21 protein-coding genes and 1 tRNA gene are annotated in these 19,438 nt (G+C 37.5%); 11 read left to right on the forward strand and 11 right to left on the reverse strand.

Features of this window, described 5'->3' with window-relative positions; genetic code table 11:
- Window positions 1-58 precede the first annotated feature (58 nt).
- Together mtr and yeiP are read left to right on the forward strand one after the other, a co-directional pair.
- Window positions 59-1,300: a tryptophan permease gene (gene mtr / locus DK858_RS13925; RefSeq protein WP_109397930.1), complete on the forward strand. Its 1,242-nt coding sequence runs from the start codon at window positions 59-61 to the stop codon at window positions 1,298-1,300.
- 144 nt (window positions 1,301-1,444) lie between these two features.
- A complete protein-coding gene (gene yeiP, locus DK858_RS13930; protein ID WP_072062741.1) occupies window positions 1,445-2,017 on the forward strand; it encodes an elongation factor P-like protein YeiP in 573 nt (190 codons plus the stop codon).
- Between the two features lie 144 nt (window positions 2,018-2,161).
- On the opposite strand, the gene DK858_RS13935 is transcribed toward yeiP, so the two are convergent.
- Together DK858_RS13935 and DK858_RS13940 are read right to left on the reverse strand one after the other, a co-directional pair.
- Window positions 2,162-2,491: a hypothetical protein gene (locus DK858_RS13935; RefSeq protein ID WP_109397931.1), complete on the reverse strand. Its 330-nt coding sequence runs from the start codon at window positions 2,489-2,491 to the stop codon at window positions 2,162-2,164.
- A gap of 266 nt (window positions 2,492-2,757) precedes the next feature.
- The gene (locus DK858_RS13940) at window positions 2,758-3,069 is read right to left on the reverse strand and encodes a fimbrial protein (protein ID WP_109397932.1); all 312 of its coding nucleotides are present in this window, start codon (window positions 3,067-3,069) and stop codon (window positions 2,758-2,760) included.
- Between the two features lie 346 nt (window positions 3,070-3,415).
- Between DK858_RS13940 and DK858_RS13945 the strand changes: the two genes are divergently transcribed.
- Window positions 3,416-4,123: a phosphatase PAP2 family protein gene (locus DK858_RS13945; RefSeq protein ID WP_109397933.1), complete on the forward strand. Its 708-nt coding sequence runs from the start codon at window positions 3,416-3,418 to the stop codon at window positions 4,121-4,123.
- 368 nt (window positions 4,124-4,491) lie between these two features.
- Complete coding sequence (mepS, locus tag DK858_RS13950) at window positions 4,492-5,106, forward strand: bifunctional murein DD-endopeptidase/murein LD-carboxypeptidase (RefSeq protein ID WP_109397934.1); 615 nt, start codon at window positions 4,492-4,494, stop codon at window positions 5,104-5,106.
- 124 nt (window positions 5,107-5,230) lie between these two features.
- On the opposite strand, the gene DK858_RS13955 is transcribed toward mepS, so the two are convergent.
- From DK858_RS13955 to rsuA, 3 genes are all read right to left on the reverse strand, one after another.
- On the reverse strand, window positions 5,231-5,578 hold the full coding sequence (locus tag DK858_RS13955; RefSeq protein ID WP_072062745.1) for a YejG family protein: 348 nt from the start codon (window positions 5,576-5,578) through the stop codon (window positions 5,231-5,233).
- 521 nt (window positions 5,579-6,099) lie between these two features.
- Window positions 6,100-7,284: a Bcr/CflA family multidrug efflux MFS transporter gene (locus DK858_RS13960; RefSeq protein ID WP_109397935.1), complete on the reverse strand. Its 1,185-nt coding sequence runs from the start codon at window positions 7,282-7,284 to the stop codon at window positions 6,100-6,102.
- A gap of 37 nt (window positions 7,285-7,321) precedes the next feature.
- A complete protein-coding gene (gene rsuA / locus DK858_RS13965; RefSeq protein ID WP_109397936.1) occupies window positions 7,322-8,026 on the reverse strand; it encodes a 16S rRNA pseudouridine(516) synthase RsuA in 705 nt (234 codons plus the stop codon).
- Between the two features lie 183 nt (window positions 8,027-8,209).
- Between rsuA and DK858_RS13970 the strand changes: the two genes are divergently transcribed.
- Complete coding sequence (locus tag DK858_RS13970; RefSeq protein WP_109397937.1) at window positions 8,210-9,973, forward strand: DEAD/DEAH box helicase; 1,764 nt, start codon at window positions 8,210-8,212, stop codon at window positions 9,971-9,973.
- 144 nt (window positions 9,974-10,117) lie between these two features.
- A complete protein-coding gene (rplY, locus tag DK858_RS13975; RefSeq protein WP_023581385.1) occupies window positions 10,118-10,402 on the forward strand; it encodes a 50S ribosomal protein L25 in 285 nt (94 codons plus the stop codon).
- Window positions 10,403-10,485: 83 nt separating this feature from the next.
- On the opposite strand, the gene yejK is transcribed toward rplY, so the two are convergent.
- Window positions 10,486-11,490 carry a nucleoid-associated protein YejK gene (yejK, locus tag DK858_RS13980; protein WP_099074944.1) on the reverse strand — a complete coding sequence of 335 codons (1,005 nt, stop codon included), beginning with the start codon at window positions 11,488-11,490 and terminating at the stop codon, window positions 10,486-10,488.
- 155 nt (window positions 11,491-11,645) lie between these two features.
- Here yejK and DK858_RS13985 point away from each other — a divergent pair, with 155 nt between their 5' ends.
- The 5 genes from DK858_RS13985 to DK858_RS14005 all read left to right on the forward strand — a co-directional run bounded on the left by DK858_RS13985 (window position 11,646) and on the right by DK858_RS14005 (window position 15,134).
- The gene (locus tag DK858_RS13985) at window positions 11,646-11,873 is read left to right on the forward strand and encodes a YejL family protein (RefSeq protein ID WP_004247042.1); all 228 of its coding nucleotides are present in this window, start codon (window positions 11,646-11,648) and stop codon (window positions 11,871-11,873) included.
- Window positions 11,874-11,899: 26 nt separating this feature from the next.
- On the forward strand, window positions 11,900-13,636 hold the full coding sequence (yejM, locus tag DK858_RS13990; RefSeq protein WP_109397938.1) for an LPS biosynthesis-modulating metalloenzyme YejM: 1,737 nt from the start codon (window positions 11,900-11,902) through the stop codon (window positions 13,634-13,636).
- 86 nt (window positions 13,637-13,722) lie between these two features.
- A tRNA-Pro gene (locus DK858_RS13995) sits at window positions 13,723-13,799 on the forward strand.
- A gap of 214 nt (window positions 13,800-14,013) precedes the next feature.
- Window positions 14,014-14,262 carry a hypothetical protein gene (locus DK858_RS14000; protein WP_109397939.1) on the forward strand — a complete coding sequence of 83 codons (249 nt, stop codon included), beginning with the start codon at window positions 14,014-14,016 and terminating at the stop codon, window positions 14,260-14,262.
- An 83-nt stretch (window positions 14,263-14,345) separates the two neighbouring features.
- Window positions 14,346-15,134, forward strand: coding sequence for a glycosyltransferase family 25 protein (locus DK858_RS14005; protein WP_109397940.1), 789 nt, complete (start codon window positions 14,346-14,348; stop codon window positions 15,132-15,134).
- 49 nt (window positions 15,135-15,183) lie between these two features.
- Here the strand turns inward: DK858_RS14005 and DK858_RS14010 are convergent, their stop codons facing one another.
- The 5 genes from DK858_RS14010 to DK858_RS14030 are packed head-to-tail and all read right to left on the reverse strand — an operon-like array spanning window position 15,184 to window position 19,438.
- Window positions 15,184-16,566: a hypothetical protein gene (locus DK858_RS14010; RefSeq protein WP_228407336.1), complete on the reverse strand. Its 1,383-nt coding sequence runs from the start codon at window positions 16,564-16,566 to the stop codon at window positions 15,184-15,186.
- A gap of 5 nt (window positions 16,567-16,571) precedes the next feature.
- Complete coding sequence (locus DK858_RS14015) at window positions 16,572-17,228, reverse strand: DUF2612 domain-containing protein (RefSeq protein WP_109397941.1); 657 nt, start codon at window positions 17,226-17,228, stop codon at window positions 16,572-16,574.
- Window positions 17,225-18,412 carry a baseplate J/gp47 family protein gene (locus DK858_RS14020; RefSeq protein ID WP_109397942.1) on the reverse strand — a complete coding sequence of 396 codons (1,188 nt, stop codon included), beginning with the start codon at window positions 18,410-18,412 and terminating at the stop codon, window positions 17,225-17,227. Before DK858_RS14020 ends, DK858_RS14015 begins: the two co-directional genes overlap by 4 nt.
- On the reverse strand, window positions 18,405-18,749 hold the full coding sequence (locus tag DK858_RS14025; RefSeq protein ID WP_109397943.1) for a hypothetical protein: 345 nt from the start codon (window positions 18,747-18,749) through the stop codon (window positions 18,405-18,407). Before DK858_RS14025 ends, DK858_RS14020 begins: the two co-directional genes overlap by 8 nt.
- Window positions 18,746-19,438 (reverse strand): Gp138 family membrane-puncturing spike protein, encoded by a 693-nt coding sequence (locus DK858_RS14030; RefSeq protein ID WP_109397944.1) that lies wholly within the window; start codon window positions 19,436-19,438, stop codon window positions 18,746-18,748. Before DK858_RS14030 ends, DK858_RS14025 begins: the two co-directional genes overlap by 4 nt.

Genomic DNA, 19,438 nt, shown 5'->3' on the forward strand with positions numbered 1-19,438 from the left:
ACGTGTATTCTTTACACCATCAAGCTAGTACATTGAGTCAATTTTATAAGGACATCCTATGTCAGAAGTCACATCAATAACAAAGCGCCCATCCATACTTGGTGGTGCAATGATCATTGCTGGCACCGCAGTGGGCGCTGGTATGTTTTCCATTCCTATTGTGACTTCCGGTGTCTGGTTTACCGGCTCTATTTTTCTTCTAATCTACACTTGGTTTTGTTTATTTATGTCTGGGTTAATGATTTTAGAAGTAAACCTTCATTACCCTTTAGGCTCAAGCTTTCATACCATTACTAAAGACTTATTAGGAAAAGGCTGGAGTACTATTAATGGGCTATCTATTGCGTTTGTTCTTTATATTTTAACTTACGCTTATATTTCTGCTGGTAGTTCCATTATCGTGCAAAACTTTGCAGAAGTGATCAGCCTCCCCCAAGCCATAGCAGGTTTAGTCTTTGCATTAATTGTTGCGTTCTTTGTTTGGTTATCAACACGTGCAGTAGATAGATTAAGCACCATTTTAATTGGCGGTATGGTAATTGCCTTTATATTAGCCATTGGTGGCCTATTTACAGAAGTAAAAATGCCTGTGCTATTTAACACCAATGAAAGCAATGCAAGCTACTTGCCCTATGCTTTAGCCGCATTACCTTATTTGCTAACCTCATTTGGTTATCACGGCAATATTCCGGGCTTAGTGACGTATTATCGTAAAGATGGCAAAGCTGTTATGAAAAGCTTGCTTATAGGTACATTAATTTCGCTGGCAATTTATATTTTATGGCAGTTTGTTGTACAGGGTAATATTCCTCGCGAAGGTTTCAAGCAAGTGATTGCTGATGGTGGAAATATTGGTAACTTATTAGCACAAATGCGCTCAACAACCGCCAATGCCACGGTATCAATGTTATTAGACTTGTTCTCTTATATGGCATTAGCAAGTTCATTCTTAGGCGTGTCATTAGGATTATTCGATTACTTAGCAGACTTCTTTAAGTTTTCAAATACAGGAAGTGGTCGATTTAAGTCTGCTTTAGTCACCTTTATACCACCAACTATTTTGGCAATTATTTTTCCTGATGGTTTCTTATATGCCATTGGTTTTGCAGGACTAGCAGCAACCATTTGGGCTGCAATTATTCCAGCATTAATGGCAAAAGCGAGTCGTGAGCGTAATCAAAGTCAAAGCTTTAAAGCGCCTGGTGGTATGTTTATGATTGGTTTTGTCATTTTATTTGGTGTTATCAATGCAGGGGCACATATTTTAGCGAACTTTAATCTTCTACCCATCTATCGTTAGTTTCTTTTCTAAAAGCCGGCCCATATTTGAGCTGGCTTTTTTTATCAAATCTTACAAAAAAATGTGCGAATAACTTGCCAAGTTTCTGCACTGCGAGTAATTTTGTCGCCATTATCGTCAATGTTATTTAATGGAAGGTTTTATATGGCAAAAGCCAATGAAATTAAACGTGGTATGGCTGTTAGTTATAACAACAAGTTATTACTGGTAAAAGATATCGATATCCAAGCACCAAGTGCTCGAGGTGCAAGTACACTGTACAAAATGCGTTTTACTGATATCCGTACAGGCCAGAAGGTAGAAGAGCGTTTTAAAGGCGATGATATGATTGATACCATCAGTTTAACACGTCGCCCTGTTAGCTTTTCTTACATTGATGGTGATGAATATATCTTTATGGACAATGAAGATTACACACCGTATACCTTCAAAAAAGATCAAATCGAAGATGAATTACTATTTATTCCTGAGGAAGGCTTGGCGGGAATGCAAGTATTAACAATGGATGGTCAAGTTTTAGCATTAGAACTGCCACAAACTGTTGATATGGAAATTGTTGAAACTGTTCCAGGTATTAAAGGTGCTTCTGCAAGTGCTCGTACTAAACCTGCAACCTTGCCAACAGGATTAGTTATTCAGGTTCCAGAATACCTTTCTACTGGCGATAAAGTTCGTATTCATATTGCTGAACGTCGCTATATGGGCCGAGCTGACTAATCAACAGTCAAAAAGCCTACTTATTAGCGTATAACAGCTAATATTGCTTTAAATAGGTCAGATAATCGAAATAACGTCAATGTGACAAACGATTATTTGACTTGTTTATCTTTTACTTGCTACCTCTGTCTACTCACAGACGCCTTAAAAATATTGAACGTCAATAACACCATTCTTTTGGGTATTATCCATCCAACGGATCTCAGCTTTGCCCATATCTTGAGGCAAAATAATAGTTTGTTGGGATTTTTCAAAAGACGCAGGAACAATAGATTGAGTAGATGTAAACACTTTGTTGTGTTTGTAACATTGGTATTCAGCTTTATCAAATGTGAAATTCATCTCACATGCAGGATCCACAATGACACCCCGTAGATAAATCTGCCCTGTTGTTTGCATGGGATCAGATGCCCAAGCTAATGATATCGAACTGGAAACGAGAAGACTGCATACTACGGTCAGATATTTTCTCATAACGACCTCACTTCTTGTTTGCGCTAGCAGGTATGAGGATCACACCTACTCGACATATTTTTATCATAGCAATAAAATATGACATTTATATAGACATAGAAAGAATATTTGATGTCTATCAAATATAAGTGTTCGATATTTATAAATAAGAAATCAACGTTGATTAAACTTAAGTCAAATATTGTTAACTTTAATAACAGTTCTATAAAAGTATTAAAATTTTATTTAATTAATAAAATTATTGTTATTATTAGAACTATGGAAGATTAATTATAAACAATGTTCATTACGGCTAAGTTATCATTAATCCATTTAATATCCATAGAACCTTTGTTGTTAATCAATTTAGAGTTAAAACTCTTATTCCTTTCTAACTGATATTGAGATTCTTGCATTTCACTTCCATTCCAACAGCTTGTTTTAAAAGTGTTTTTATCTGTATCAATTAGACAATTGCCCTCAACAATTGCACCAACAAAAGTTATCGTTCCAGAACCAATGACTTTATTCTCCTTAGCAAAAGTAGATGTACTTAATAATAAAGTCAGACACGTAGCTGCTATATAAATTTTATTCAAAATTAATCTCCTATGATTATTGGGGTGTGTGAATTCAACAAACCAATATGTTATTAAAGTCATAACTAATATCGGCTCGTTACTTTATTTATTTAACTTTTATCTTTAATTTAAGAATAGAAAAACATTATATAATACTCAAATTGCGAGTATCAAAAAAAAATATTCTAAATTTGAGTTAAGTGGGTATGAAAAAACCTAACAGAAATGAAACCAAAGTGTAACAATTGCATGAACAGCTAATTGCAAAGATCTATTTTTTTATTTTGGTTATAGTCCTATAATCAAAGGTAGACTAATTGTGATCTAGATCACTAAATATACGCGAATTTATTATTTTATTACTATGAAACTTTCTCATTTTCACCAAAAAGCACTGGCTATCTTTCTACTTAATCTTGCAGGCTTAATTATTTTTTTCTCTTGGTATCTTCCAGCACAACATGGAATTTGGCTATCAATTGATACCCATATTTTTTATTTTTTTAATCAGTACATTTTACCTGATACTTTTTTTGCTTCTTTTGTGGCTTATACCAATAATAGAAAGTTTGATTTGGTTATTTTGCTGGTGATGGGTGCACTTTATTACAATACGTTCCGTAAAAAAGATCATATGGGTAAACGCCATCTTATAATTGTGGGATTACTGATGGTAATAAGTGCTGTACTCATTAATCAAATCGGACAAAATCTTCCAATTGAAAGGCCAAGTCCAACACTTCATTTTCAAGATGTGAATAGAGTGAGCGTGGTGACAAACATTCCTACAAAAGATGCCTCAGGTGATAGCTTTCCTGGCGATCATGGTTTAATGCTACTTATCTTCTGTAGCTTTATCTTACGTTACCTCTCGTTTCGTTCTTTCGTATGTGCGTTACTTATTACTGTCATATTTTCATTACCAAGAGTTATGGCTGGCGCGCACTGGGCATCAGATATATTAGTCGGTTCTATTTCTTTAACTTTAATCACAACAAGTTGGTTATTAATCACACCATTATCAGATATTATTGTCAGACAATTAGAAAAATATCTTCCTTTTAAAAAATAAAAGAGAAAAGAGAAAACACATCTCATTTATTAAAAGAGAATAAATGTAATATTGCACTTATTCTCTTGGTCATTTTTTTGACAATTAAATGATATTATTATGACAAAATGATATCTATTTTAAGTATTAGCACTTTATTATCTAATGTTTTGTAAATTAAGCCTCTTTCCTCTCGCCATTTAGTCCCTCTTTCTGTACACTTTTCTAGTTTCCTCATTATTTATTGTTTAATGTGGATATTTACGTGCTTTAGAGCACGTTTTTCGCGAAATAAGGTTGCCAGAGTTAAATTACACTATATTCTCTGGTTATTTGGTGAATATTCATGTGCACTTCTGCACGTAAGGATGTAAGGGAAATCTGTCACAATGAGAACAAAACCGTATATGAGAATGCTTAAGCTCATACCGGCGTTCATTGTTGTAGCTACACTATCGGCATGTAGCTCACAGAACGCAAATTCACGCTTAGCGAATTCAAGCACTGCCCCACTAAATACATCATCAAGCACATCTATTTCCCAAGCATCACAAGATGAATTTGAATCATTGGTGAAGAATCTCGATATAAAATCCAAGATACTTGACCAATATGCAGACTGGAAAGGCGTCGCTTACCGTTTAGGCGGAGATACTAAAAGAGGCATCGATTGTTCTGCCTTTGTACAAAGAACTTTTCTTGACCAATTTGGTGTAGAACTCCCTCGCTCAACCTCAGACCAACAGTTCTCTGGTACTCAGGTTAATAAATCAAAATTACAAGCTGGCGATCTCGTTCTATTCAAAACAGGCCGTACTATGCGCCATGTTGGAATTTATATTGGTAATGATAAATTTGTACATGCATCCACCAGTAACGGTGTAACAGTGTCAGAAATGTCTAATACATACTGGAATAAACGTTTTTATGCAGCAAGACGTGTTATTGATAAAAATGATACGGCGCTTGCTGAAAACACCCTTTCGCAAAATGCATTAAGATAATTAATTCCCTTATATCTTATTACAATAAAAAAGCCTCATTTCATAGGAAATGAGGCTTTTTTTATATTCTTGATTATGCATAAACCACAAATTAACTACATTAGTTTTATAACATTAATAGATGTTATAAATAAGAATATGCTGTTGGGAATGGCTCAGCAATAGCGACTCCTGCGTTTTTTAAGCAACATAATGCAGCACATTCATCGTCGCTATGAAGGAAAAGGCAAGGAGCACCATCCCACTCAATCACAACACTATCAATATGGAGATTACTCAGATACTGACGCAAATTCTGTATTGCTTCATCCAGTGTCATACCATCATGACTTAATAATTTTAAGCCAATTAGCGTATTTTGCTTTCCAGCATCATTTTCAGGCAGTATTTCTACTCTTGTACCTGCAAAACCTGCTAGCCACCGATAACTCAGCGGCAGCTTATGAACTACCGAAAGTTGTACATTATCCACAAATCAATCCTGTTTCATCAACACGTTAATTTAATACATCATCAATACGAGTTTGAACTGACTTGCTCACACGCATATTAGAACTTTGTTAATTATATAACATGAATATTACAGTTATTTTACAAAGAAGCAAAGAGACATATCAAACCATTCATTTAGCTTAGTGTGTTTGCAGATATTCATGTCTGCAATACTCAATCTCTTCAATTATTCTTTCATTTATTTAACATTTTATCAACTATATAAAATAATTGTATAAAATATTACGTATTCAAGTAAAACAATCCATCAATTTTTATCACGATGCTTCATATCAACAAAACAACAATAGATGATTATTAAAATAAACTTTACTTAATTTAACAAAAAAACAACATCGAATATTGATTCAAATCAAAAAACTGCACTAATTTGAAACGATTCATGAAATACAGTAGAGGGAAATGTGGTGTTTTTAGAAGAAATAGAAGAAAAAAAAGAGAAGCACGCTATAAATTTCTGTTATTTATAGCGTGATGTTCTTATTTATAACGACGAGCAAGCAAAATAAAGCCCATAGCAAACAGTACACAGAATGCCATAGAACTTACCATTGGCCATTCTGATTTAGCTGGTAGCATAGCAATAGCCGTTCCAACTAAAGCGCCCACACCAAAACGTACAGTTCCTGCAAGAGAAGAAACTGTCCCGGCCATATGGGGATAATCATCAAGGATCACAGCCATCGCATTCGATGTGATCATCGCAATACCTCCCACATACATTGCTACGCCCACAACAAGGAAATAAAAATGTAAATTAAGAGCAACCACCAGCAATAAAAAAAGCCCCATAAAACATTGAATCGTTAATCCTAGGCGTAACATATTCAATGCACCAAATCGACGAACATATCGTCCATTAATGCTTGTCATCAAAATTAAGAAGATGATATTAAAACCAAAATATAATCCAAATTGATCAAATGGAATACCATGTAATTCAATATAGACAAAAGGACCTGCACTAAGGAACGAAAACATGCCAGCAAAAGAGAAACCTGAAGCCAATATATAACAAAGGACACGGCGTGTTCTAAACAAGCTAATAAATTGGCTAAATGTCACTCTTAGGCTAAAGCGTTGGCGACGCTCTTTGGGTAATGTTTCTGGAATATAAAAAGCAATTAATACAGATGCGATCACAGCAGCTATTGCGATACTCCAGAAAATAGCATGCCATGAAAACCAATTCATCACCCAAGCGCCTAATAGTGGTGCTAATAACGGCGCGATGGTCATAACAAGCGCAACAAAAGACATACTTCGAGAGAAGTCATCCCTAGAGAACATATCTCTCATCAATGCATTAATCACAACACTTGCCGCAGCTGCTGCAAAGCCATGTAAAAAGCGCATGCCAATTAACATATCTATTGATTCAGATAATGCACATGCACTAGAGGCAAAAGCAAAAACAATTACGCCGCCCAAAATGACAGGCTTACGCCCCAAGCTATCAGCCATAGGACCATAGACTAATTGCCCAATAGCAAAGCCAAAAATATAGATACTTAATGTCATTTGCACTTTGCCACTAGGCACACCAAAATCTTGTGCAATAGTGGGTAAACTTGGCAAATACATATCTATAGCCAATGGCATAAGCATAGAAATCAGTCCCAGTATTAAAATGAGACTAAGGTACGACGAACGTTGCTGTTGCACGAAGATAAACTCCCAAAAACGACAGGATAAATAATAATTATTGAGGTAGATGAATACTGTTGATCTCTTCTTCTGTTAACGGACGATATTCACCCTCAGCTAAAGTCTCATCTAATGTGATATCTCCAATGCGCTCACGATGTAATGCACTTACATGATTCCCCACGGCTGCAAACATACGTTTTACTTGGTGGTATTTGCCTTCACTTATTGTGAGCTTAACTTCTGTTGGTGTAATAATTTCTAACGAGGCTGGTTTTGTTAAATCTTTTTCACCGTTGAGTTGAACACCTTTTTGAAATTGTTCAGCGACACCCTCTCCAATCGGTTCTTCTAACGTCACCAGATAGGTTTTCTCACAATGATGTTTTGGCGCCGTAATACGATGTGACCATTGACCATTATCCGTTAATAAAACAAGCCCTGTTGTATCAATATCTAAACGCCCAGCAGCATGTAATTTATGTGCCAACGGTTCATCAATAAAATAGAGAATTGTTGGATTAACAGGATCATCTGTTGAACATACATAGCCAATCGGCTTATTCAACATAAAGTAACGAGGCCCTAAAATTTGAGTTAAAACATTACCGTCGTAAGCTACTTCTTGCTCTGGTGCAATCTTAGTTGAACCGCTTTTCACCATTTCGCCATCAATTGTTACAAGCCCTGCTCTTAATTCACGAAGAACCAAACTACGGCTAATACCCAATTGCTGGGATAAAAATTTATCTAATCGCATGAATTTCTCTGAAAAATGGAAGAATACCATCTGATATGAGGTATCTATTAAAAATGAATATAAACAATAAAACAACTAATTAATTTGTAAATAAACTATCACGCTATATACCCTTTCCCTTTATTCGCGCTACCCATAAAAAAATGTTACGCTGACGCCCCGTTTGATTTCTTATATAGCGCTATGGCTTTTACTCTCAGACCTTATCAACTCGACGCTGTTAATGCGACAATCGCTTATTTTCGCCAATACAATACACCTGCGGTAATTGTCTTACCTACTGGTGCAGGAAAAAGTTTAGTCATTGCAGAACTCGCTAAAAGAGCGCGCGGACGTGTATTGGTGCTAGCACACGTAAAAGAATTAGTAGAACAGAACCATAGCAAATATGAGGCTTATGGTCTATCTGCAGATATTTTTGCTGCGGGCTTACAACAAAAAGAGAGTAGCGGAAAAGTTGTTTTTGGTAGTGTACAATCTGTTGCCCGTAATTTATCACAATTTAGTGATACTTTTTCCCTTCTTATTATTGATGAATGCCACCGTATTAGTTTGTCTAAAGATAGCCAATATCAGCAAGTCATTAAACAATTGCAATCCATTAATCCACAATTACGGATCTTAGGATTAACTGCAACACCTTATCGTTTACCTACAGGGTGGATTTATCAATATCATTATCACGGTATGATCAGAGGCAATGAAGAGTGCTTTTTCCGTGATTGTATCTATGAATTACCTTTGCGTTATATGATAAGCAATCATTTTTTAGTTCCACCAACTCGCCTAGATATGCCTATATTGCAATATGACTTTAGTCAAGTAAGAACAAGTCAAAATGGAATATTTAATGAAGAAGATCTAAACCGTGAAATAAAGAGACAAAAACGTATTACGCCTCATATTGTTACTCAAATTATTGAATATGCAAAAAGTTGCCGAGGTGTAATGATATTTGCAGCGACGGTTGAACATGCAAAAGAAATCCTTTCTCTTTTACCACAAGATGAAGCGGCATTAGTCAGTGCGGATACACCATCTTATGAACGTGATGATCTTATTTCCCGTTTTAAACAGCAGCAATTACGTTATATGGTTAATGTGGCCGTACTCACAACTGGCTTTGATGCACCACATGTTGATTTAATCGCAATCTTACGCCCCACTGAGTCTGTGAGTTTATACCAGCAAATTGTAGGACGAGGATTAAGATTGTTTGCAGGAAAAACAGAATGCCTGATTTTAGATTATGCAGGTAATCCTCATGATCTCTATCTACCCGAAGTCGGTACTAAAAAACCCAATCCAAATAGTAAGCCTGTGCAAGTTTTTTGCCCTCTTTGCCAATTTGCTAATACCTTCTGGGGCATCATAGATGCTGATGGAGATATCATTGAACACTATGGTCGACGTTGCCAAGGTTGGGAGCTCAATGAGCAAGGGCAAAAGCAGCAATGTGAATTTCGTTTCCGATTTAAATTATGCCCTCACTGTAATGAAGAAAATGATATTGCAGCACGCCGCTGTGTTCATTGTGATGAGATCTTAGTTGATCCTGATGATATGCTCAAAGCAGCATTAAAACTCAAAGGGGCTTTAGTCCTGCGTTGTGGTGGGATGCAATTTAAATCAGGAAATGATGCTAAAGGTGAATGGTTAGAAATAAATTATTACGATGAAGAAGGCACTTCTGTTTCTGAACGTTTTCGACTAACCACACCAGCCCAAAGAAAAGTATTTGAATTAAAATTCTTACGTGAACATCAACGAGCACCAGGCGTTCCTTTCATTTGGCATAATGCCAACGACATTATTAAGCAATTTGATTTATTGCGTCATCCTGATTTTATTGTAGCTCATAAAGGTAAAAAAGAGAGCTTTTGGAAGATAAGAAATAAGATTTTTGACTATACAGGTCGCTACAGAAAAGCAGATACCTTGTATTAATCTGGATTTATATTTGCTGTTAGGGGACTTTTTCGTTAAAATGCGCCCCGCTTTATCTATTTTTAGATAAACCAAATCTCGAGCTTGTTGCTGGGTCGCCTGTAACAAGTATGTATTTTCTTTCTTTTTTATAAGAGAAAAAAGATGTTAACTATCAAAGCAACTGTACGTAAAGAGCAGGGTAAGGGTGCGAGCCGCCGCCTGCGTGTGGCTAACCGTTTTCCTGCTATCGTTTATGGCGGAAATGAAGAGCCAATCGCTATCGATTTAGATCACAATGAAGTTATCAACCAAGAACACAAATCAGAATTCTATTCAGATTTCGTAAACCTGGTTATCGATGGCAAAGAAACTAAAGTTAAAGTTAAAGCAGTGCAACGTCACGAGTATAAGCCAAAAATTACTCATATCGACTTCCTGCGCGCTTAATAAGCCACCCTTCGAGCTTTATTTTTCGGGACGCCGAGCATGTAACGCCACTTAATGTGGCGTTATTTGTTTCTACTACTTAATTATTTTTCTGATGCTCTACGTTGTAACTGATCACGTAAATTAGGTGGTGTACCTTTAATGGTGAGTGTATCTGTTGCTGGATCCCAGAATATTCTCTCCCCTAATAATTTCGCATCAAAATTCACTGTTAATCCACCACCACTTCCTGAATACTTCATCAATTGACGTAACGTACTGCGATCTGCTGGAAATGTTTCAGCTAACTCATAGCCTTTTTCTTCAGTAAATTGAGCAAAGTTTTGATCGCCCAAAGACGGTAATTCTTCAGCAAGCTCTGTTAAGGCAATTTCTTCGCCCGATTGCAATTGCTCGTTACAGTAGCTATATACTTGCTCACGACAAGTTTGACGTTCTTGCTTGCCCATTTCTGAAGCTTCACAAAAATCGTCAACCGCTTGTAATAATCCTTTATTTTGAACTTTAGCGTTTAAGCCTTCTTGAGCACCTAAAAAATCCATAAAGAAGTCAGATACTTTGCGTCCAACACGACCTTTTAAAAACGTTAAATAACGTAAAGAGTCGGGTGCCGTTTCCCACTCAGTTAAATCGATACGAGCGATAATGTCTGCATGAGGAATATCTAAATAGCGTGTTGATGACACATCAAGGCTGTCATTTACCCACATACTGTTACAACTACTAAGTACGGCAATTAAAAGGTAATCCACCGCTAAATAACGATAGTGACAAAATAGAACAGTGCCACCTTCTGCAAAAGGGTATTTTGCTAATTCATCTTTTAGTCTCACGGTTGCCGCTCGTGAAAAACCTAAAAAGTTTTCTTCGCCTTTACGTTGTAAGCGCAACGCTTCTGCTAATTCGCTTTCTTCATTAAACAGACCATAAGCTTTACTTTTTGCACTGTAGACACGATGCAACTCTTCAATCATCTCCTGAACAACGGGTTCAATTTCTAAGAGTGAATCACGTAGCACAACTTCTAATGTCTGCTCATCTCGCTTAATAAGTTGATGCAAAACTAATTGGTTAATATCTAGACTCATGGTCGTCCTCTTCTATTGCGGCTCTTTCTCGTGCGCGTATTCAAACACTCCCTACTTTCAGTATCAAGGGAAAATTAATTAATTTAATAGCGGAAAAAGGCCTAGTAATACGGTAATATATAGCGTTTTATTCATATAGTAGGAATTCAGATTTTATGCCACAAAAATCCCGTTATAGTGATGAACAAGTTGAGCAATTACTTGCAGAACTTGTCAGCGTTCTTGAAAAACATCATACTCCTACAGATCTTTCTTTGATGGTGTTGGGGAACATGGTGACAAACTTAATTAATACAAGTATTGCCCCTGCTCAACGAATGCTGATTGCTGATTCTTTTGTTCACGCATTGCGTGCTTCGATTGATGAAGGCAATATTCACTAATAAACATAGAAAAATTATTTATAGACATGGTAACGAAACCTCAGTCCTATCGTGAAAAAGTATCCCAAATGATCAGTTGGGGTCACTGGTTTGCGCTATTTAATATTATTCTAAGCTTACTGCTTGGGAGCCGTTACCTGTTTATTTCTGACTGGCCCGCAACTTTTGCTGGTCGTTTTTACGCTATTGTGAGTTGGATGGGACATTTTAGTTTTATTGTCTTTGCTATCTACATACTCATCCTTTTTCCACTCACTTTTGTCGCTGTTTCCCAACGGCTACTTAGAGTTATTTCCTGTGCCCTTGCCAGTGCAGGATTAACTATCCTTATTTTTGATATCGCCGTTTACCAGCAATTTCAACTCCATTTGACCCAACTTGTTTGGGATCTCGTGATTAATCCAGATGAAGGTGAAATGGCGCGTGAATGGCAACTTATCTTTATTGGCATTCCCATCATCTTTCTTATTGAAATGCTTTTTGCAACATGGAGTTGGCAAAAGTTACGTAGCTTAAATCGCCAACGTTGGGGTAAACCATTAGCGGGTGTCTTTATTACTTGCTTTATATTGTCTCACTCTATGTCAATTTGGGCTGATGCTAACTTCTATCGCCCTATCACCATGCAACGTGCCAATTTACCATTATCGTATCCAATGACGGCGCGAAAATTTCTTGAACGTCATGGTTTTATTAATCAATCAGAATATGAGCAACGTGTTATCAGTGAAGGTAATCCAGCAGCGCAAAGCATCACCTATCCTCTTGCTCCATTAATCTATGCCAAAGATACCTATTCTTATAACTTGCTAATAGTTGTCATTGATGGTTTAGGTAACGAAGAAGTGCCTGAGTTACCGAGCTTGCAACAATTTGCACAAAATAACCTTTATTTTTCACGACATTATTCATCAGGTATAAATAATGACACTGCATTATTTGGCCTATTTTATGGTATTTCACCTTCTTATTTAGACAGTGTATTAAGTAGCAGAAAAAACTCTGCACTTTTCGATGCGTTAAGTTATCGAAACTATCAATTAGCAATGTTTTCAACTAATGGTTTCCAAACACCATTGTTTAAACAAGCTGTGCTATCAGATTTCTCTCTCCCAACATCACGCAGTGGTGATAACAATGCCACAATTGATAGTTGGAGTAATTGGTTGGTCAAGAACAGCCAAACTACTCCTTGGTTCTCTTTCTTACAAATTAATGGTCACACCAATAATACGTATCAACGAGCCACATTAAATAATCAACTAGAAACAATATTTAAGACATTACAAGAAACCAAAGCGCTAGATAATACTGTAGTTGTTGTCACTTCTAGCTATCATCAAGATAACAACAAAAAACAGATTAATCAGTGGCTGTTAGATAAGACCACCTTTAATTTAGGCCAATCACAAGTGCCATTGATAATACATTGGCCAAATATGACACCACAGGTTATTGATCGAATGACAAGCCATCAAGATGTTATGACGACCTTGATGCAACATGTTTTGCATGTCATTAGTCCAGCAGATAACTATTCACAAGGAGAAGATTTATTTGCAAGTACTCGTAATCATCCATGGATTTTTACAGGTGATGACGAGGCATTTGTCGTCTTTTTACAAGACAATACCTTGTTAATAGATAAACATGGTCGGTATGCTTTATTTGATAAATCAGGGCAAGAGATCAGCGCTGCAAAACCTGATTTAAAATTACTACTGCAAGTTCTAGCTGAGCAGAAACGTTTTATAGAACGCTAGCACTACTGAATAACGTATAAAATTACATCACTTAATTAGCAAAGGGTTGCTTTAGCAGTCAAAAACAGTAATATACATGACACAAACGGCATGTAGCGCAGCCTGGTAGCGCACTGTCATGGGGTGTCAGGGGTCGTAGGTTCAAATCCTATCATGCCGACCAAAATTCCTTAGAAAAACCAACCGCTTATGGTTGGTTTTTTTATGTCTGAAATTTGCTACTGGTAAAACTCTGGTAAAACTCTGGTAAAACGACGACAAATCATCTCTCAAAATCACCCTTTCTTTAGCTCATAAAATTACCCTTTTCTCCTTGCTATTCTATTCATTACCTTATATAAATTACTGTATAAAAACACAGTAAAGTAGGTAATACCATGATTAAACTTGAAATCAATAATGCGGAATATATTGCTCAGTTAGAAGAGGCTCGTTTATCTGCAGATAACCCGTATGGCTATCTGTTTATCGATATTATCTTTTCTGATCCAAAGTTTGATGAGAATACATTTGAAATGAAGAACATTAGACGAGAACCGATGAGAACGTATATGACTGAAGATGTGGCTAAAGAGTTACTAGAACAACTTAGTGAATATTACAATCGTAGAAATAAGTGCATATAATATCATTGTACTATTACATCCATTGCCATCACTACTATATTCAAATAAAATAAAAACATTAATAATATAAATGAAAAAATGCTATGAATAATTTTGTTATAAGTTTATCTCAAAACAACGAAAAACGCAGAAATCACATCGTAGAACAGTTTTCAAAAAAATCGATACCATTTGAATTTTTTGATGCAATTGATAAAACAAAAATAAATATTTCTAATGCTTTGGGGGTTACTTTTGATAACCCTAACCTTTCACTAGGTGAAAAAGGATGTATATTAAGCCATGTAATGTTGTGGAAAAAAGTAATTGATGAAAACTTACCAATGGCAACTATTTTTGAAGATGATATATATCTTTCAAAAGAATCTGAAAATTACTTAAAAAATTATGACTGGGTTAATCCTGACTGGCATGTTATTAAAATTGAGCGTGCTGATGAAAAAGTAAAAACAGCAATATCGCCAGTTAAAATATTTAATAAATATGAAGGTATATTCAGGTTAAAAGGGGAACATCTCGGTGCGGGAGGGTATATAATCACTAATAAAGGTGCAAGATATCTGTTTAAAAAAATAACATCAACACCATTTAAAGACCCCATTGATTACGAAATCTTTGATAACTTCATTAATGATAAAAATTACTTTATTTGTCAATTTATTCCTGCTTTATGCATGCAAGACTACACTATAAATAAATGTCATGATAAATTTCCAAGTTCACTAGAAAATGAGCGTATTCATAAAGAAAAAGTAGTTACAAAAAATAGTAGTAATAAACTAATTAGAGAAATATCTAGAGTAAAAAAACAACTCATTAATCTCATCTGCAAAAAACAAAAAGAAAGAAAACTACCATTCAACATGAATTAATTTTAAATAATATGGCACTGATAATAAACTATATCAGCGCCATATATATTTATTCAGACACCCAAACTTCACTCCAATCCATATAAACCCCTCTTAACGACTTAAGGTTTTTTCCATTATTTAATGTACATACATCACAAAACCCTGTCTGCCCTTGATGAAACGCAATTCCAATATTATCAACAGGAGGCATCATTACAGTTGTCCAATTTTCTCCCCCTGAACCTCCTGGTAATTTGAAATATATCTGCTTACCCCTAACATCCTCTGTTAATGTAATAGTCGAAGTTGAATTACCAGCTCCACCTACTTTTCGCCAACTTTTTCCTGTACCTTTCTTTTCATATCGACTATCGCTCTCAGCTTTTGTGTAACTACTTCCAGCCGTTGCATAGCTCCCTTTAGGCTGATACTTACCATCTGACTCTGATTTTGAATAACTGTAACCAGAAGCTTGATAACTGCCTTTTAGTTGGTATTTACCGTCAGACTCTGCCTTTGTATACGAAGCACCTACTAATGCATAATTACCCGCAGGTTGGTAACTACCTTTTGATTGATATCGTCCATCACTTTCCGCTTTTGTGTAGCTACTTCCCGCTGGCGCATAACTGCCTTTAGCTTGATATCGGCCATCCGACTCGGTCTTCGTATATGAAGCACCCGCTAACGCATAATTACCTTTAGGTTGATAATTCCCCTTAGGTTGAAAAGCATCCGTAGAGGCTTTCTGGCTCATCACATGAACCTTTGATGTTCCCGTACCTTGAGCTACATTACTCTTATCAAACTTATTATTAAGCCCACTATTTAACGCTGAATTTGTCGCGTAATCGCCTGACGGTTGGTAACTTCCTTTCGCTTGATATCGGCCATCCGTCTCTGCTTTTGTGTAACTATCCCCTTTATTAGCGTAGTTCCCTGCTGGCGCATAATTACCCTTTAGCTGATATTTGGTGTCAGCTTCTGCCTTTGAGTAGCTATAACCAGAGGCTTGATAGTTACCTAGTGGTTGAAAGCGTTGATCTGATTCTGTTTTAGAATAAGCGCCTACATCACTCGCAGTGGCATCGGCTTTCAACTCTGCCCATGCATTACCGGCAACCGGCTCAATATTGTTATTCTCAACTTTAGACTGCCAGACTTTATTTTTATGGTACACAATAGTGCGTATCGCATACGGCTTACCAACTTCATCCCATTTTGGAAAACCAAAAGATTGTATTTCGCCAATCGCTTCCGTGATATCGTGAAATATCCCGTTCATTTTTTCACGTTCAATATCTTTCGCAGCAGGATCGGTGACTTGGTCACGTTCATAGTCGTAACCATAGCCTTGTGTATAAGACACAGAACCGTCTGGTTGGATTTCTACGGGTATAGAAGCCTTATCCCCTTGTGTTGCAAAGGGGGTTTTAAAAATAGTTGTCATAGGAATTATGCTCCGAAGTTACTGCCTAAGAAGTTTTTACGATGCAGACCAACGCCAAAGGCTTTTTTAGTCACAATGCGATATTTGACGCCAACGCCAGAAGGACGTGGCATTAAGTCGAAATTTTCGAGAAGAACACGTAGGCGTTCGTCAGGGTTGAAGTTAAAGACGTAATACATGTAAGTCATGTCCAGCGGATCAAGGACAAAGACTTTGCTGTCATCACGCCAAAAGAAACGTTTTAAAAACTCGTTAATATTGGTGACCGTGGGGCTTTGTGTCAGATTAAAATAGCGCATTCGTACTAACATGCGTTTTTGATCAACGGTCAGTGACAAGGTGTAATCTGCATTACGTCGGAAGTTAGATTTAAAATTGGCTTTCCTTTTGCCAAAACCAAACCCAACTTTATTTTTGTCGCTTGGTGGAATATCAATACCTAACGGTACATCCAGAATACGTGACCAGATTGAAAGCCCAAAGTCATTTGCCGTATCGATATTAAACACATCTCGGTACCAATTTTGCCAAAATGACACCATCGACTTTTCAAAATGAGAGGCCTTAAAACTAGCGAGCTTTTTTAAATTCTCTGCATCTTCATACTGCCAGAGGATCGCTTTTAATAGGTCTGAATGAAACTCAAATTGTTGAACGTTCATACAATCACCACTTGCACAGCACCCCGTTGCAAGCGTGCGATTTGATTAATGGCAATCGGAATTAATGCGACATTCCACACTTTCCCATCTAGCGACAATTCAACTTTAGTCACGAACAGACGAGGCTCAACGGTATTCACTGCAGAGGCTATCTCAAAAGGCGATACTTCACGCCCAACAATCAAACCGTTATCGCCGTCCAGCTCTCCGCGCGTCCATTGTTCAATAGCACTGGGGATGATAGTTTGCGCATCAACGGCTGATTTTTTAACTGTCACTCGACAAAAAACGGTGATCTCTTTAGGGCGTGAAAATTTCACTTGGTACTCTTGCCCACTCACCGGCTCAACAACACCAATTTCTATCTCTCCATTAAAAGCCGATCCAATAGTTTTTGTTCTCAGCAATGATTTAGCAATTTCGTTACTGTCGCCCCCTTCAACACAAACGTAAATGCTGTGAGGCAACAGAGAAATTTCATCAATAGTGAGCACCGAATCGGTATAGTTCTCGCGAAAAGAAAGCGAGTTAACGCCCTCTAATTCATACAGTGAAGAGGTGATAGCTTCTGCGACACTGACGGTATTTTTAGCCAGTGTTTGCTTACGTCGTCGTCTTGCTTTGATATCAGATTCAGCATAACGACCAACAACCGCATGAGTGGGGTTATTGACTTTCTCCCAACCTAATACTGAGCTAGCAACAGAATTCAGTTGGCCGGCACCGCATTCAACAGGGCCATATTCAACCGCCCTCATATCCCCTGTTGCTTTGCCGGTATTATCAATAATCAAGGGTGAAACTGTTTCAAACATAGCACCGGCAACACTGGATGCTAATGAGCCCTTGGGAATAATCGTGCTGGGTACGCCACTAAATTCAACGCTGGAAAGATAAGAGTGAGTGGCATTAATGCGCTGTCCACCCATTAGCGCCCATATTGCATCAAGAAAAACACCACCAGCAATATCGGGATTGATTTGATTTGCTAACTCGGCATTATTCCTCACCATTGCATCACGGTTTTCAACTTCCATCGTCGCCAATGCCCCTTGTGGTGTTTCAGGGGCAAGGTTAATCGATTGACCAAACACCGCACGAAACTCGCTTTCGACTTCATCACGTATTGTGGCCGTGTCGGGAAGAATAACGCCTTTATTATTGATATAACGATAATCAGCCATTCAATGTAAACCCTCCGTATATCGTGCGAATTGTCGCTTGGTACTTCAATTCACCGTTCTCGACTGTGGCGCTAAAATGGGTCACTTCAACCACCTCGTCAATTTCGCTCATACGTTGTCTAAACGCCGTTTCAAACATCGGGATATCAGCTTGGCGACCAAAGGTTGTTGGCCAGAACGGAATACCTTTATCTTTTTTATGTAACATTTCACCACGCACGGCCTTGGCAAAATGCTGACAAAGGTTTTTAACCGCATCGTCTTTTTCACTGAACTGGAGGTTTCCATCAGGGCCAATAAAGAGATCATTATTTTTATCGATTGAAAATGTTCTCATAGAGGCGCTCCTGTATTTCCATGACCGGTCTCAACACCACTGTGTTGATGAGTAGAGCCAATATCTTTTCCATTGTGTTTCATCGTGCCACCACTAGAGTCACTATTACCATTTACGGACTGATTGCCATTCACTGTGACGTTGCCATTAAACGTAGTTTCAGGCACATTGACTTCAAGAACGGGCGAATCTAAAACCGCTTTACCCTCATGCAGGGATAAACACACAGAGCCATCCATTGATTGGATCACCAAGGCATCAATGTTTTTTCCATCAATAACCCAATCTTTAATCGTGTCAGGAAAAAACATCGCATCACTAAATGAATGCAGACGTGCGGTATTAGGTTGATCCTCCAATCCCCCACGCTGAAATATCAGGCTAATGTCTCTGTCATTGGCTTTTATCCAACCGAAATCACCCGGCTTAATCGGTGCGCGAATAAAGAAACCCCCTCCACCAAATCTAAAAACGGGAATGTTGGCCAATGGTGCACGCCCGACTGTTCCCCCTTCCGTTGTTACCATCATCACCAGTGGTTTGATAACAGCACGATTGGTTTTATCGTCATAACTGACCACTGTTGCAGGGAGCATGTCCTCTGTATTCATCATCAGGTTACGAAATGCAGACGAGAGCGCACCTGCCAGCGAACCATCGCTAGCAATATCTGTATTGGGTTTATTCAT

The sequence above is a fragment of the Proteus faecis genome (assembly GCF_003144395.1).
Lineage (GTDB): Bacteria > Pseudomonadota > Gammaproteobacteria > Enterobacterales > Enterobacteriaceae > Proteus > Proteus faecis.

Excerpts from the sequence above, each read along its gene's own strand:
- yeiP (WP_072062741.1), top strand. The coding sequence starts at position 1,445 with ATGGCAAAAGCCAATGAAATTAAACGTGGTATGGCTGTTAGTTATAAC.
- DK858_RS13945 (WP_109397933.1), top strand. The coding sequence starts at position 3,416 with ATGAAACTTTCTCATTTTCACCAAAAAGCACTGGCTATCTTTCTACTT.
- DK858_RS14005 (WP_109397940.1), top strand. The coding sequence starts at position 14,346 with ATGAATAATTTTGTTATAAGTTTATCTCAAAACAACGAAAAACGCAGA.
- DK858_RS14025 (WP_109397943.1), bottom strand. The coding sequence starts at position 18,749 with ATGAGAACATTTTCAATCGATAAAAATAATGATCTCTTTATTGGCCCT.
- DK858_RS14010 (WP_228407336.1), bottom strand. The coding sequence starts at position 16,566 with ATGACAACTATTTTTAAAACCCCCTTTGCAACACAAGGGGATAAGGCT.
- yejK (WP_099074944.1), bottom strand. The coding sequence starts at position 11,490 with ATGAGTCTAGATATTAACCAATTAGTTTTGCATCAACTTATTAAGCGA.
- rsuA (WP_109397936.1), bottom strand. The coding sequence starts at position 8,026 with ATGCGATTAGATAAATTTTTATCCCAGCAATTGGGTATTAGCCGTAGT.
- DK858_RS13985 (WP_004247042.1), top strand. The coding sequence starts at position 11,646 with ATGCCACAAAAATCCCGTTATAGTGATGAACAAGTTGAGCAATTACTT.
- yejM (WP_109397938.1), top strand. The coding sequence starts at position 11,900 with ATGGTAACGAAACCTCAGTCCTATCGTGAAAAAGTATCCCAAATGATC.
- DK858_RS14030 (WP_109397944.1), bottom strand. The coding sequence starts at position 19,438 with ATGAATAAACCCAATACAGATATTGCTAGCGATGGTTCGCTGGCAGGT.
- DK858_RS14000 (WP_109397939.1), top strand. The coding sequence starts at position 14,014 with ATGATTAAACTTGAAATCAATAATGCGGAATATATTGCTCAGTTAGAA.
- DK858_RS14020 (WP_109397942.1), bottom strand. The coding sequence starts at position 18,412 with ATGGCTGATTATCGTTATATCAATAATAAAGGCGTTATTCTTCCCGAC.
- rplY (WP_023581385.1), top strand. The coding sequence starts at position 10,118 with ATGTTAACTATCAAAGCAACTGTACGTAAAGAGCAGGGTAAGGGTGCG.
- mepS (WP_109397934.1), top strand. The coding sequence starts at position 4,492 with ATGAGAACAAAACCGTATATGAGAATGCTTAAGCTCATACCGGCGTTC.
- DK858_RS14015 (WP_109397941.1), bottom strand. The coding sequence starts at position 17,228 with ATGAACGTTCAACAATTTGAGTTTCATTCAGACCTATTAAAAGCGATC.
- DK858_RS13935 (WP_109397931.1), bottom strand. The coding sequence starts at position 2,491 with ATGAGAAAATATCTGACCGTAGTATGCAGTCTTCTCGTTTCCAGTTCG.
- DK858_RS13970 (WP_109397937.1), top strand. The coding sequence starts at position 8,210 with ATGGCTTTTACTCTCAGACCTTATCAACTCGACGCTGTTAATGCGACA.
- mtr (WP_109397930.1), top strand. The coding sequence starts at position 59 with ATGTCAGAAGTCACATCAATAACAAAGCGCCCATCCATACTTGGTGGT.